This is a genomic window from Actinosynnema sp. NPDC023587, assembly GCF_040640215.1.
GTDB lineage: Bacteria > Actinomycetota > Actinomycetes > Mycobacteriales > Pseudonocardiaceae > Actinosynnema.
In genome coordinates this window covers 192,517-205,787 of record NZ_JBFABG010000012.1, presented here as the reverse complement: position 1 = coordinate 205,787, position 13,271 = coordinate 192,517, and the positions used below count along the sequence as shown (strand labels likewise).

14 protein-coding genes are annotated in these 13,271 nt (G+C 73.0%); 3 read left to right on the top strand and 11 right to left on the bottom strand.

Annotated features, from left to right (window positions below):
- Nucleotides 1-143: 143 nt before the first annotated feature.
- The 7 genes from aroQ to AB0G01_RS27675 all read right to left on the bottom strand — a co-directional run bounded on the left by aroQ (nt 144) and on the right by AB0G01_RS27675 (nt 5,249).
- Nucleotides 144-572 carry a type II 3-dehydroquinate dehydratase gene (gene aroQ, locus AB0G01_RS27705; protein WP_360950999.1) on the bottom strand — a complete coding sequence of 143 codons (429 nt, stop codon included), beginning with the start codon at nt 570-572 and terminating at the stop codon, nt 144-146.
- Complete coding sequence (gene aroB / locus AB0G01_RS27700) at nt 569-1,675, bottom strand: 3-dehydroquinate synthase (protein ID WP_360950996.1); 1,107 nt, start codon at nt 1,673-1,675, stop codon at nt 569-571. Before aroB ends, aroQ begins: the two co-directional genes overlap by 4 nt.
- Before the next feature lie 469 nt (nt 1,676-2,144).
- Nucleotides 2,145-2,657: a shikimate kinase gene (locus AB0G01_RS27695; protein ID WP_360950993.1), complete on the bottom strand. Its 513-nt coding sequence runs from the start codon at nt 2,655-2,657 to the stop codon at nt 2,145-2,147.
- The gene (gene aroC, locus AB0G01_RS27690) at nt 2,654-3,853 is read right to left on the bottom strand and encodes a chorismate synthase (protein WP_360950990.1); all 1,200 of its coding nucleotides are present in this window, start codon (nt 3,851-3,853) and stop codon (nt 2,654-2,656) included. The genes AB0G01_RS27695 and aroC overlap by 4 nt, the downstream gene beginning before the upstream one ends.
- 21 nt (nt 3,854-3,874) lie before the next feature.
- Nucleotides 3,875-4,447: an A24 family peptidase gene (locus AB0G01_RS27685; RefSeq protein WP_360950987.1), complete on the bottom strand. Its 573-nt coding sequence runs from the start codon at nt 4,445-4,447 to the stop codon at nt 3,875-3,877.
- Nucleotides 4,448-4,560: 113 nt separating this feature from the next.
- Nucleotides 4,561-5,016, bottom strand: a complete 456-nt coding sequence (locus AB0G01_RS27680; protein ID WP_360950984.1) for a PTS glucose transporter subunit IIA — start codon at nt 5,014-5,016, stop codon at nt 4,561-4,563.
- Nucleotides 5,013-5,249 (bottom strand): PTS glucose/sucrose transporter subunit IIB, encoded by a 237-nt coding sequence (locus AB0G01_RS27675; protein WP_360950981.1) that lies wholly within the window; start codon nt 5,247-5,249, stop codon nt 5,013-5,015. Before AB0G01_RS27675 ends, AB0G01_RS27680 begins: the two co-directional genes overlap by 4 nt.
- A 164-nt stretch (nt 5,250-5,413) precedes the next feature.
- On the opposite strand from AB0G01_RS27675, the gene AB0G01_RS27670 reads away from it, so the two are divergent.
- From AB0G01_RS27670 to AB0G01_RS27660, 3 genes are read left to right on the top strand one after another with little or no spacing between them, the layout of a single operon-like run.
- A complete protein-coding gene (locus tag AB0G01_RS27670) occupies nt 5,414-6,181 on the top strand; it encodes a GntR family transcriptional regulator (RefSeq protein WP_360950978.1) in 768 nt (255 codons plus the stop codon).
- Nucleotides 6,178-7,482, top strand: a complete 1,305-nt coding sequence (locus AB0G01_RS27665; protein ID WP_360950975.1) for a PTS transporter subunit EIIC — start codon at nt 6,178-6,180, stop codon at nt 7,480-7,482. The genes AB0G01_RS27670 and AB0G01_RS27665 overlap by 4 nt, the downstream gene beginning before the upstream one ends.
- A gap of 30 nt (nt 7,483-7,512) precedes the next feature.
- Nucleotides 7,513-7,782: an HPr family phosphocarrier protein gene (locus tag AB0G01_RS27660; protein ID WP_360950972.1), complete on the top strand. Its 270-nt coding sequence runs from the start codon at nt 7,513-7,515 to the stop codon at nt 7,780-7,782.
- 142 nt (nt 7,783-7,924) lie between these two features.
- Here the strand turns inward: AB0G01_RS27660 and AB0G01_RS27655 are convergent, their stop codons facing one another.
- The 4 genes from AB0G01_RS27655 to alaS are packed head-to-tail and all read right to left on the bottom strand — an operon-like array spanning nt 7,925 to nt 13,257.
- Complete coding sequence (locus AB0G01_RS27655) at nt 7,925-8,869, bottom strand: shikimate dehydrogenase (protein ID WP_360950969.1); 945 nt, start codon at nt 8,867-8,869, stop codon at nt 7,925-7,927.
- Nucleotides 8,870-8,871: 2 nt separating this feature from the next.
- Nucleotides 8,872-10,086: an endolytic transglycosylase MltG gene (gene mltG / locus AB0G01_RS27650; protein ID WP_360950966.1), complete on the bottom strand. Its 1,215-nt coding sequence runs from the start codon at nt 10,084-10,086 to the stop codon at nt 8,872-8,874.
- On the bottom strand, nt 10,083-10,598 hold the full coding sequence (ruvX, locus tag AB0G01_RS27645; protein ID WP_360950963.1) for a Holliday junction resolvase RuvX: 516 nt from the start codon (nt 10,596-10,598) through the stop codon (nt 10,083-10,085). The genes mltG and ruvX overlap by 4 nt, the downstream gene beginning before the upstream one ends.
- On the bottom strand, nt 10,585-13,257 hold the full coding sequence (alaS, locus tag AB0G01_RS27640; protein ID WP_360950960.1) for an alanine--tRNA ligase: 2,673 nt from the start codon (nt 13,255-13,257) through the stop codon (nt 10,585-10,587). The genes ruvX and alaS overlap by 14 nt, the downstream gene beginning before the upstream one ends.
- Nucleotides 13,258-13,271: the final 14 nt, after the last annotated feature.

The window sequence follows — 13,271 nt, the reverse complement described above, 5'->3', positions numbered from 1 at the left end:
CCCGGCCGGGTGAGATCCGGCCGAGGCACGAGCGCCTCTTCGACGCCCTCGGTGTCCTGGAGTACCCGGTGTGGTGATCCGCCCCACCCAGGCGGGGGTACTCGTCCGCGAAGAGTGCCGCCCGGTCAGGTCTTGTCGGCCGGTCAGGTCTTGTCGGCCAGCCAGCGGATCGCGAGCTGGTAGCCCCGCACGCCCAGGCCGACGATCACGCCCTCCGCGATCGCCGAGAGCAGGCTGTGGGCGCGGAACTCCTCGCGCTTGTGGACGTTCGAGATGTGCACCTCGACCAGCGGCGCGGTCAACTGCGAGCACGCGTCCCGGACCGCGATCGAGTAGTGCGTCCAGGCCGCCGCGTTGAGCACGACCGGCGTCCCGTCGTCGGCGGCCCGGTGCAGCCAGCCGAGCATCTCGCCCTCGACGTCGGTCTGCCGGACCTCGACCTCCACACCCACCTCGCGGCCGGTCGCCGCGCACAGCTCGACCAGCCCGGCGTAGGTGGTGGCCCCGTAGACGTCCGGCTCCCGGGTGCCCAGCCGACCCAGGTTGGGCCCGTTCAGGACGAGGACCTTCACAGCAGCACGCTCCCGCCGGAGGTCGGCTCGGCGGCCACCGCCGAGTACGCGGCGGCGATCAGCGACGGGTCCGGGCCCTCCAGCCGGCCGGGCTTGGCCAGGCCGTCCAGCACCACGAACCGCAGCACGCCGGAGCGGTTCTTCTTGTCCACCCGCATGCCGGCCATCAGCTCGGGCAGCGCGTCCGGGTCGTAGCGGGTCGGCAGGCCCAGCGAGTCCAGCACCCGGCGGTGGCGGTCGGCGGTCGCGTCGTCCAGCCGGCCCGCCAGCCGGGCGAGCTCGGCGGCGAACACCAGGCCCACGCTGACCGCCGCGCCGTGCCGCCAGCGGTACCGCTCGCGGCGCTCGATGGCGTGGCCGAGGGTGTGGCCGTAGTTGAGGATCTCGCGCAGGTCGGATTCGCGCAGGTCCGCCGACACCACGTCGGCCTTGACCTGGATCTTGCGCCGCACCAGCTCTTCGAGCACGTCGCCGGTCGGGTCCAGGGCGCGCTCCGGGTCGGCCTCGATCAGGTCGAGGATCACCGGGTCGGCGATGAAACCGCCCTTGACGACCTCGGCCATGCCGGCGACGAGTTCGTTGCGCGGCAAGGTCTCCAGGGTGGCCAGGTCGACCAGCACGGCGTGCGGCTCGGAGAACGTGCCGACCAGGTTCTTGCCCGCGTCGGTGTTGATCCCGGTCTTGCCGCCGACGGCGGCGTCCACCATGCCGAGCAGCGTGGTCGGCACGTGCACCAGCTTCACGCCGCGCATCCAGGTGGACGCGACGAACCCGGCGAGGTCGGTCACCGCACCGCCGCCGAGGCCGATCACCGCGTCCGAGCGGCCCAGCCCCATCTGGCCGAACACGTTCCAGCAGTACTCGGCGACCCGCAGCTCCTTGCCGTCCTCGGCGTCGGGCACCTCGACCCGGTGCGCGTCGACCCCCGCCGCCGCCAACTCCTCGCGGACCGCCTCGGCGGTCTCGCCGAGGGTGGGCGTGTGGACGATCGCCACCTTGGCCGTGCCGCGCAGCGCCTCGACCAGCTCACCGAGCAGCCCGCGTCCCACCACCACGTCGTACGGTCGCTCCGCGGCCACGCGAATCCGCACCGGCTCGCCCATCACCACTCCCCTTCGTAGGTCACCATTCGACCACGTCCGCTCCCGGCGCGGTCGGGCACCGGACACCCGCCGGCACGTCGGCCCGGTCCCCGGCCGCGCGGCACCCCCGACCGCCGGCCACCGCCCGCGTCCGGACCGGCGGGGGTGTTCGCGCCGGGTCGGGGGTGCCGGCGGCGGGGTCCGGACCGGCAGAACCGGCAGAACTCGGGAACAACACGCGGAAAGACCGCCGCGCACCCCTCGGCACCCGTTCGCGGCCCGCGCGGGTGCCCGGGAGGAAGGGCTCGACGACGTGGCCGCTCCCCCACGGCGGCACTGCGGCCGTGGGGTGCGGGTGCGGGCCGGGCGTCCGGACCGGCGGTCCGCGAGCTGCCCACCCCGGGCGCGCGCACGCCCGGGTCACCGCCGACCGGTCCCCCCACCGCGACGTGGCGGGCGAGGACGTGGGCGGCGGTCGGGTCCACCGGGGTCACCCGGCCGTCGTGCCGTGCGCGAGCACGGCGGTGACCACCTGCTCCGGGTCCAGCTCGTCGGTCGACACCTCGATCGCCGCGACCTCCCGGTACAGCGGCAGCCGGGCGTCGAGCAGCGCCTTGAACGTCGAGCGCGGGTTCACCCCGGCCAGCAGGGGCCGCGCGACGGACAGCCCGGTCCGCCGGACGCCTTCCGCCGTGCCCACGTTGAGGAACACCACGGTGTGGCCGGCGAGCCGTTCCCGCGTCACCGCGGAAAGCACCGCGCCGCCGCCCAGCGCCAGCACGCCGTCGTGCTCGGCCAGGCCGACCGCGACCGCCGCCTCCTCCAGCGCCCGGAACGCCGGCTCGCCGTCGGTGGTGAAGATGTCCGAAATGGACTTCCCGGCGGTGGCGACGACGTCCTCGTCGGTGTCCCGGAAGGTCACCCCGAGCCGCTCGGCGAGCCGCTGCCCGACCGTCGTCTTGCCCGCTCCGGGCGGGCCGAGGACGACGTAGCGCGGGCTCACCGCCCGTCCCAGCGGGCTTCCAGCGCCGCCAGGTAGGACGCGACGTTGCGCCGGGTCTCCGCGATCGAGTCGCCGCCGAACTTCTCCAGCGCCGTCTCGGCGAGCACCAGGGCCACCACGGACTCCAGCACGACACCGGCGCGCGGCACCGCGCACACGTCCGAGCGCTGGTGGATCGCCACGGCCGGCTCGCCGGTCCGCACGTCCACAGTGGACAGGGCGCGCGGCACGGTCGAGATGGGCTTCATGGCCACCCGCACGCGCACCGGCTCGCCGTTGGTGATGCCGCCCTCCAGGCCGCCGGCCCGGTTGGAGCGGCGCGTCACGCCCTTGGGCCCGGGGCCCCGGTCGATCTCGTCGTGCGCCTGGCTGCCCCACCGCTCGGCGGTGGTGAAGCCGTCGCCGACCTCCACGCCCTTCATCGCCTGCACGCCCATCAGCGCGCCCGCGAGCCGCGCGTCCAGCCGGCGGTCCCAGTGCACGTGGGACCCGATACCGGGCGGCAGGCCGTAGACGATGACCTCGATCACGCCGCCGACCGTGTCGCCGGCCTCCTTCACCGCCTCCACCTCGGCCACCATCGCCTCGGTGCCGCGCGGGTCGAAGGCGCGCACCGGGCTGGCGTCGACCGCGGCCAGGTCGCCCGGACCGGGGACCGCCGCGTCGGCGGGCGTCCGCGCCCCGCCGATCGACACCACGTGGCTGACCACGTCGGCGTCGAAGACCTGCTTGAGGAAGTGCCGCGCCACGGTGCCCAGCGCGGTGCGGGCGGCGGTCTCCCGCGCACTGGCCCGCTCCAGCACCGGGCGCGCCTCGTCGAACCCGAACTTCTGCATCCCGGGCAGGTCGGCGTGACCGGGCCGGGGCCGGGTCAGCGCCTCGTTGCGGCCGGTCGGCTTGAGCTCGGAGGGGTCGACGGGATCGGCGGACATCACCTTCTCCCACTTGGGCCACTCGGTGTTGCCGATCCGGACGGCGATCGGGCCGCCCTGGGTGAGCCCGTGGCGCACGCCGCCGAGGATCTCGACCTCGTCGGCCTCGAAGCCCATCCGGGGACTACGCCCGAACCCGAGCCGTCGGCGTTCCAATTGGACGGTCAGGTCGGCAGTGGTGACCTCCACCCCGGCGACCATGCCTTCCAGCACGGCAACCAGGGCCGGTCCGTGGGACTCCCCAGCGGTGATCCAGCGCAGCACGCGCCGAATCCTTCCACAGGCTCACCAGGGCCCCCACACGGACGTGAGCCAGGTCGCCCCCGTCAGGCCCGGTCCGTGCGGCAACCCGCAACGCGATCGGCGCAGCGCGCCGACCAGCGTGATCGCGCTCGCCACCCCGGCCGCCACCGGCAGGGCGAGCCACGACACCGCGCCGAGCACCGCGCCCAGCGCCCCGGCCAGCTTCACGTCACCGCCGCCGAGCGCCGACGGCCGCCACCGGTGCACCGCCCAGTGGACGCCGAAGAACAGCAGACATCCGATGACCGATCGACCCAGGTCCGCCCCCGCGAACCACAGCACCAGCGCGAGCACCGGGTAGGCGGGCAGCGTCAGCGCATCGGGCAGCCGCCGGTGGCGGTAGTCCGTCACGGCGAAGAGCACCACCAGCCACGAAAGGAGCAGCGGGACGGGCAGCCAGCGGCCGGGCACGTCCGCCGCCGCCACCGTCGTCGCCCACAGCGCGGCGGTGGGCAAGGCGCACCACAGCCATCCGACGTCCGCACCACGGGGGAGAACGCGCAGCAGCCGGGCACCCAGGGTTCCGGCGACGAGACCGGACAGCGGGAGGAGCACGGACCCACCGTGGCCGGTGGGCCGCCGGGAACGCAAGAACGGGCCCGACCGGGAGGTCCTCCCGGTCGGACCCGTTCGCGGGCGGCGCTGCCCGGCGGGTCGGGGACCGGTGCTCAGCGCTGCCAGGAGAACAGCGCGTCGCCGGCCGCCACCGGACCGGGCCCGGCCAGGTCCAGCAGCGCCTCGGCCGCCGCGTCGAGCGCGACGACCGGGCAGATCGGGGCGAACCCGGCAGCCTCCACCTCGGCCGGGTCCCAGGTCACGACCGGCTGCCCGGCCCGCACCACCTCGTCCTTGACCACGTGCAGGGTGAAGCCCTCGCCCTTGCGCTTCACGGTGTCGATGCCGAGGTGCACCAGCACCGCGGCACCGTCCTCGGTGGCGACCACGAACGCGTGCGGGTGCAGCGTCACCACCCTGCCGTCCACCGGCGACACCACCTCGGCCGTCACCCGGTCGGGTTCCACGGCGATGCCGGGTCCCACCATGGCCTGCGCGAAGACCGGGTCGGGCACCTCGGACAGCGCCACCACCCGGCCGCTGACCGGGCTCGTCACGCGCAACGTCACAGCAGGTCCTCGATGTCGCTCGCGATGGTGTCGGCCTCCGGGCCGACCACGACCTGGATGACGTTGCCCGACCGCATCACGCCGTGCGCACCGGCGGACTTGAGCAGTTTCTCGTCCACCAGGGTGCCATCGGTCAGCTCGCAGCGCAGGCGTGTGATGCAGGGCTCGATCTCCACGATGTTGTCCGCTCCACCGAGCCCGGCAAGGATCTTCTCCGCCTTGTCGTCAGCCACTTCAAGTCCTCTCTCGACACCTGGGGTGAGGGTGCCACCGCTCGGGCACGGTCCCGTAACGGCGGTTGACACCCGCTTGCGGCGCGGAGCATCCTCCCCGCACCAACTGGTCTAGACCGGAAAGTACCAATCACCCTTGGCCGGCGCGAGTACGGGGAGGTGTCATGAACCGCAACGAGATCGTGGACGGGCCCAAGCCCAAGCACGCCCAGCTCAGGGACATCCTGCGGCGCATGGCGGAGCAGGAACTCCCCCCGGGTTCGCCCATCCCGTCCGAGCGCGACCTGGCGCGGCAGTACCGGGTGTCCCGCATCACGGTGCGCGCGGCCGTCGGGCAGCTCGTCGCCGAGGGCCTGTTGACCAGGGCCAAGGGAAGGGGCACCTTCACCGCGCGCCGTCGGATGGAGGTCCAGCTCTACCTGGAGTCCTTCACCGACGACATGCGGCGGCGCGGCCTCACCCCCACGACCGAGGTGCACCGGTGCGCCGACGAGGTGCCGCCGACGGGCGCGGCGACCGCGCTCGGCCTGCCACCGCACGAACCGGCGTGCCACCTCGTCCGCCTGCGCCTGGCGGACGGCGTGCCGCTGGCCGTGGAGCGCGGTTGGTACCACCCCAGGATCGTGCCCGGACTGCACCGGCACGAGCTGACCGGCTCGCTCTACTCGATCCTGGCCGACGCGTACGGCGTCCAGCTCGACCACGCGCGGCAGACCGCCTGGGCCGAAGGCGCGGACCCGGAAACCGCGCGGCTGCTGGGCATCAGGACCGGCAGCCCGCTCCTCGTCTTCCGACGGGTCACCAGCTCCGCTGGGCGACCCGTGGAGGACATGACGTCCTGGTACCGGGGCGATCTCTACCAGGTGACCATGCAATTGGACCGGACCGTCCCGGATTCCGGCCATTTCTCCGCCAAGGGAGGTAACCCATGAGCGCCAGCGCCCCACAGGCGGTCGGCGGTCGTGACATCAAGGGACTCGCCACGTTGCAGCGGTTCGGTCGCAGCCTCATGCTGCCGATCGCCGCTCTTCCGGTGGCCGGTCTCCTGGCCCGGTTGGGCCAGCCCGACCTGCTCGGCAAGGACGGCTTGGGTTGGGACAAGGTCGCGGCGGTCATCGGCAACGCCGGCGACTCGATCCTGAGCAACCTGCCGCTGCTGTTCGCGGTCGGCATCGCGATCGGCTTCGCCCGCCGGGGTGACGGTTCGACCGCCCTCGCGGCGGTCGTCGGCTACGTCGTGATGCAGGGCGTGTTCAAGGCGATGTCGCCGCTGGTCCTCGACCAGCCGACCGACCCCGCCGCGAAGGCCGTGCTGATCGACTACCGGGTCCTCGGCGGTATCGTCGTCGGCCTGGTCACCGCCGTGCTCTGGCAGAAGTACCACCGCATCAAGCTGCCGCCGTACCTGGCGTTCTTCGGCGGTCGCCGGTTCGTGCCGATCCTGGTCGCGACCGTCATGCTCGTGATCGCGGTCCTGCTCGGCCTGATCTACCCGTGGTTCAACAGCGGCATCACCGCCCTCGGCGAGGCCGTGACCGGCAGCACGGTGATCGGCGCGGGCCTGTTCGGCCTCATCAACCGCCTGCTCATCCCGCTCGGCCTGCACCACATCATCAACAACGTGGTGTGGTTCCAGTTCGGCGAGTACACCGACGCCGCCGGCAAGGTCGTGCACGGCGACATCCCGCGCTTCCTGGCCCAGGACCCGAGCGCCGGCACGTTCCAGACCGGCTTCTTCCCGATCATGATGTTCGCGCTGCCCGCCGCCGCCCTGGCGATCGTGCACACCGCGCGCCCGGCGCAGAAGAAGATCATCGCCGGCATCATGGGTTCCGCCGCGCTGACCGCGTTCATCACCGGTGTCACCGAGCCGCTCGAATTCGCGTTCATGTTCGTCGCGTGGCCGCTGTACATCATCCACGCGATCCTCACCGGCACCTCGCTGGCGATCACCAACGCGCTGGGCATCCACGACGGCTTCTCGTTCTCCGCCGGTGCCATCGACCTGGCGCTCAACTGGGGCATCGCGACCAAGCCGTGGCTGCTGGTCATCATCGGCCTGGTGTACGCGGTGATCTACTACTTCGTGTTCCGCTTCGTCATCGCCAAGTGGAACCTGCGGACGCCGGGTCGCGACGACGACGAGGACCCCGAGGCGGACGCCAGCGTCGTCGAGACCGGCGGCGCGGACACCACCAGGGAAGGCCGGGGCCGGGGCGCTTCGACGTCCTGACACCCGACAGCACACACGAGAGGACGGATCATGCCTGAGCGACGGGTCACCGTGGCGAGCAAGGTCGGACTGCACGCGCGCCCTGCCGCACTGCTGGCGAAGGCGGCTGCCGGTCAACCGGTCAAGGTCACCATCCGCAAGGGGGACGGCGAACCGGTGGAGGCGGGCAGCGTGCTGGGGCTGATGACCCTCGGCGCGATGCACGGGGACGAGGTCGTGCTGGCGGCGGAGGGCGACGGCGCGGACGACGCGCTGGAGGCCATCGCGTCCCTGATCGCCACGGACCTCGACGAAGGCTGATCCGACCGACGACGGGAGGCCCTGCGCGCACCTCGGTGCGCGCAGGGCCTCCCGCGTTTTTCACCCGAACGTGTGCATTTCGCGCGGCGGACGCGCGACACCACCGCGAACCCGCCGAGATCGGCGCGGCGCGTCCGGCAGTTCAGTCGCCCAGGGGTAGCGGCAGGACGTGGTCGGTCGCGGCGCGCAGCGCGGTCCGCATCGCCGCGCGCGGCGCGGGCTGCCCGGTGAACTGCTCGCTCTGGCCGAAAGCCTGGTGCAGCAACATGTCCAGCCCGGTCGCCAACGCCCGGCCGCGCTTCTCCACCGCGTGCGCCAGCGGCGTGGGCCACGGGTGGTAGATGACGTCCAGCACGCACGGCGACTCGGCCAGCGCGTGCGCGACCGGCTCGGTCGCGGCCGGCGGCACGGTGCTCACCAGCACGTCCGAGGACGCCGCCAGCGCGGCGAAATCGGTGCTGTCCCAGGACGACACGGACAACGACACCCCGGCGCGCGCCGCGCACGCCCGAGCCTCCACGGCCCGTGCGGGCGACCGCACCACCAGCGAAACCTCGGTCACGCCGACCGAGGCCAGCGCGACCAGCGCCGCCGTGGCGGTGCCGCCCGCGCCCAGCAGGACCGCGCGCGACCCGCCGGTGAACCCGCAGGCCGCGCGCAACGCGCCCAGCACGCCGTCCACGTCGGTGCAGTCCGCGCGCCAGCCGCCGGCCTCCGGGACCAGCGTGTTCGCCGCGCCGACCAGGGTCGCGCGGGGCGTCGCGGACGACGCCGCGGCCAGCGCCGCGCGCTTGCCCGGCATGGTCACCGACAACCCGGCCCACGAGGCGTCCAGACCGCGCACCAACGCCGGCACGCCGGCCTCGTCGCACTCCACGCGGGTGTAGGACCAGTCCAGCCCCAGCGCCCGGAACGCCGCGTCGTGCAGCACCGGGGACAGCGAGTGGGCCACCGGCGAGCCGATCACCGCGGCCCGGCGGTGCGCGCCGCCCGTCGTGTCCTGACCCGTCGTGCCCCGACCCGTCGTGCCCTGACCCGTCGTGCCCCGACCCGTCGTGCCCTGACCCGTCGTGCCCTGACCGGTCATGATCAGAAGACGCCTTCCGCCCGCGCCTTGGCCGCGAGCCGGTCGTGCTCGTCCAGGTTGTCCGAGAAGCACGTCGTGCCGTCCTTCTGGCACTTCACGAAGTACTGCCACGGCCCCTGCTCGGGGTTGATCGCGGCGGCGATGGCCTCGCGGCTGGGCGAGCCGATCGGCGTCGGCGTCAGGCCGTTGACCTGGTAGGTGTTGTACGGGCCGGAGCGGTCGCGGTCCTCGTCGCTGGTGGTCACGATCGGCCGCTCCAGCTTGTAGTTGACCGTCGAGTCGAACTGGAGCGGCTGGTCGACCGACAGGCGCTTGTAGATGACCCGGGAGATCTTCCCGAAGTCCTTCTCCAGCCCCTCCTTCTCGATCAGCGACGCGACGACCAGCACCTCGTAGGGCCGGAAACCGGTGGTCCGGGTGCCGCCGGGGATGCCGTAGCCCTGGAGCCGGGCGTTCGAGGTCTCGATCACGCTCTTGAGCAGCTCCGGGGCCGACGCACCGGGCTTGAGGTGGTACAGGCCCCGGGTGATCAGGCCCTCCAGCCGGTTCTCCTTGGGCACGCGGGCGACGTCCGCCAGCGCCCAGTCGGGGATGCCCAGGGCGGCGGGGTCCGCGTTGTCCGCGGCCTCGCGCAGCTCCTGCGCGGTGACGCACTTCTTCACGCCGCCCAGCTCCGCGCACGAGGCGTCGGCCAGCATGGACAGGATGCCCTTGGTGACCGACTTGCCGTCCGGCGTGGTGATGTCGTGCAGGACGTTGCCGCCCTTGACCTCCAGCGGCACGACCTTGGCCTTCGGGTCGGTCATCCGCTCGACCGCGGACCTGCCCGACATCTTGGTCTTCATCAGGTAGAAGCCGGGCTGGATGGCGGTGACCCGGGCGTCCTCGCGGCCCGCCTCGGTGAACGCCCGGGGGCTGGCCACGACGCCCTGCGCCTTCAGCGTGGTGGCGATCGCGGAGACCAGGTCGCCGTCCTTGACCTCGACCACGACGTCGGTCTCCCCCGTGCCGGGGAAGTCGTCGAAGGACCCGATGCCGCTGAGCACCTGGTAGCCGTAGTACGCGCCGAAACCGCCGCCGGCCAGCACCAGCGCCACCACGACCCACAGGATCGTCCGCTTGCGCTTGTGCTTCGTCCGCGCCGCGGCCTTCGCGCCGCGAGGGCGTTCGTCGCGCTGCACGTCCGGCTCGCTGAACAACCCGAGGTCGTCGCTCACGTGCGGTCCTTAGCTCCGGGGGCCTGCTCCTCGTCGGCGGAACGGGCCACGTTTCGCGCCCGTGCGTCCAGCCAGGACTGAAGGATCTCGACCGCGGCAGCCTGGTCCACGACAGCACGTTGCTTCTTGCCTCGCACCCCCCGTTCGGCCAGCACGCGACTCGCCGTGACGGTGGTCAGCCGCTCGTCCTGCAAGCGCACCGGCACCGGCGCGACGCGCTCGGCCAACGCCGCAGCGTACGCGGTCGCCGTCTCCGCTGCCGGCCCGTGTCGCCCGGCCAGGGTGCGGGGCAGGCCGACCACGACCTCCACGACGTCGTGCTCGGCGACGAGTCCGGCCAGTTCCGCGAGGTCCCGCCCGGTCTTCCCGTCGCGGGCCAGGGTAACCAGCGGGGTCGCCAGGAAGGCACCGGGGTCGCTCAGGGCGACGCCGACCCGCACCGCTCCGACGTCGACGCCCAGCCTCCGACCGAGGCCGGGATCGTCGACGCCGGGACGGTCAGTGCTGCTCAACGGCGCGGTCCACCTCGGCGCGCACGGCGGCCAGGGCCTGCGCGACCCCGGCGGGGTCGGTGCCGCCGCCCTGGGCCAGGTCCGGCTTGCCGCCGCCCCGACCGCCCACGGCGGGAGCGAACGCGGGCACCAGCTTGCCGGCGGCCAGCCCCAGCGCGCGGGCGGCGCTCGTGGTGGCCACGACGAAGCTCACCTTGTCGCCGTCCGGGGCGAACAGCGCGACCACACCGGGCTTCTCGCCCAGCCGGTTGCGCACCTCGCCGGCCAGCGCGCGCACGTCGCCGGCGGCGATCCCGCCGGGCAGCTCCACCGCGACCACGGCCACGCCCCGCACGTCCAGCGCCTGCTCGGCCAGCGACCCGGCGGAGGACAGGAGCTGGGCGGAACGGACCCGCTCCAGCTCCTTCTCGGCCACCCGCAGCCGCTCGACCAGGGCTTCCACCCGGGCCGGCACCTCGGCGTCGGGCACCTTCAGCAGCGCGGCCACGTTCTGCACCAGGGCCCGCTCCCGGGCCAGGTACTGGAACGCCTCGATGCCGACGAAGGCCTCCAGCCGGCGCACGCCCGAGCCCACCGACGACTCGCCGATGACGGTGATCGGGCCGATCTGGGACGAGTGCTCGACGTGCGTGCCACCGCACAGCTCGCGCGACCACTCGCCGCCGATCTCGACCACCCGGACGGTGTCGTCGTAGGTCTCGCCGAACAGGGCGACCGCGCCCATCTCCTGGGCACCGCCCATGTCGGTGTAGACCACGCTCACCGGCAGGTCGCGGCGCACGGCCAGGTTGGAGACCTCTTCGATCTCGCTGCGCGTGACGTCGGACAGGCCGCCGGTCCAGGCGAAGTCCAGCCGCAGGTAGCCGGGCTTGTTGTAGGAGCCGCTCTGGAGCGCCGACGGGCCGAGCACCTGGCGCAGGGCGGCGTGCACGACGTGCGTACCCGAATGGCCCTGCCGCGCGCCGACCCGCCACTCCGGGTCGACCCGGGCTTCGACCCGCTCGCCCTCGGCGATCTCGCCGGAGAGCACGCGCACCTGGTGCACCCAGAGCTTGCGGGCCACCTTCTGGACGTCCACGACCTCCAGTTCGGCGCTGCCGGACACGATGGTGCCGGCGTCGCTCTCCTGGCCGCCGGACTCGGCGTAGAGCGGCGTGCGGTCGAGGACGACCTCGACGATCTCGCCCTCGCGGGCCGAGCGCACCCGCTTGCCCTCGCGCACGATGCCGCGCACCGCGGCCTCGGAGGCGAGCTCCTGGTAGCCGGTGAACTCGGTGGCCCCGAGCTCCAGCAGCTCCCGGTACGCGGTCTGGTCGCCGTGGCCGGTCTTCTTGCCGGCGGCGTCGGCCTTGGCGCGGGCGCGCTGCTCGGCCATCAGCTTGCGGAAGCCGTCCTCGTCCACGGTCAGGCCCGCCTCGGCGGCCATCTCCAGGGTGAGGTCGATCGGGAAGCCGTAGGTGTCGTGGAGCTGGAACGCCCGGTCGCCGGGCAGCGTGGCGCGGCCGGCGGACCTGACCTCCTCGGCGGCGGTGTCGAAGATCCGCGACCCGGCCTCCAGGGTGCGCAGGAAGGTCTCCTCCTCCGCCTTGAGCACCTGGGCGATCCGCGGGAAACCGCTGACCAGCTCCGGGTAGGTCGGGCCCATGGTGTCCCGGACCAGCTCGGCGAACTGCACCAGCACCGGCTCGTCGATGCCGAGCAGGCGGGCCGAGCGGACGATCCGGCGCAGCAGGCGGCGCAGCACGTAGCCGCGGGCCTCGTTGCCGGGCGTGACGCCGTCGCCGACGATCAGCACGCCGCTGCGGGCGTGGTCGGCGATGACCCGGAAGCGGACGTCGTCCACCGGGTCGGTGCCGTACGTGCGGCCCGACAGCTTCTCGGCCCGGCGGACCACGGGCAGCACCAGGTCGGTCTCGTAGACGTTGTCCACGCCCTGGAGCAGGAACGCGACCCGCTCGACGCCCATGCCGGTGTCGATGTTGCGGCTGGGCAGCGAGCCGATCGGCGGGTGGCCCTGCTTGGGGCTGAGCTCGCCGCGCTCGTCCTGCATGAAGACCAGGTTCCAGATCTCCAGGTACCGGTCCTCGTCGACGACCGGCCCGCCCTCCGCGCCGAAGGCCGGGCCCCGGTCGTAGTAGATCTCGGAGCACGGGCCGCCGGGACCGGGCACGCCCATGTCCCAGTAGTTGTCCAGGCCGTCCCGGCGCTGGATGCGCTCGTCGGGCAGGCCGGCGACCTTCCGCCAGAGCTCGATGGCCTCGTCGTCGTCCAGGTAGACGGTCACCCAGATGCGCTCCGGGTCGAAGCCGTAGCCGCCGTCGTCCTGGGACTTGGTGATCAGCTCCCAGGCGAGCCGGATGGCCTCTTCCTTGAAGTAGTCGCCGAACGAGAAGTTGCCCGCCATCTGGAAGAACGTGTTGTGCCGGGTCGTCTTGCCGACCTCGTCGATGTCCGGCGTGCGCACGCACTTCTGGATGCTGGTGGCGCGCCGGTACGGCGGCGGGGCCTCACCCAGGAAGTAGGGCTTGAACGGCACCATGCCGGCGTTGACGAACAGCAGGTTCGGGTCGTCCAGGATGAGCGAGGCGCTCGGCACGTAGGTGTGGCCGGCGTTCTCGAAGTGCTCGCGGAAGCGCTTGATGATCTCGTGGGTCTGCACGGGTTGTTCCTCGG

Bases quoted from the DNA above. Each gene is read 5' to 3' on its own strand.
- aroB (WP_360950996.1), bottom strand. From the start codon at position 1,675: ATGGGCGAGCCGGTGCGGATTCGCGTGGCCGCGGAGCGACCGTACGAC.
- AB0G01_RS27670 (WP_360950978.1), top strand. From the start codon at position 5,414: ATGAACCGCAACGAGATCGTGGACGGGCCCAAGCCCAAGCACGCCCAG.
- AB0G01_RS27665 (WP_360950975.1), top strand. From the start codon at position 6,178: ATGAGCGCCAGCGCCCCACAGGCGGTCGGCGGTCGTGACATCAAGGGA.
- AB0G01_RS27660 (WP_360950972.1), top strand. From the start codon at position 7,513: ATGCCTGAGCGACGGGTCACCGTGGCGAGCAAGGTCGGACTGCACGCG.
- AB0G01_RS27655 (WP_360950969.1), bottom strand. From the start codon at position 8,869: ATGACCGGTCAGGGCACGACGGGTCAGGGCACGACGGGTCGGGGCACG.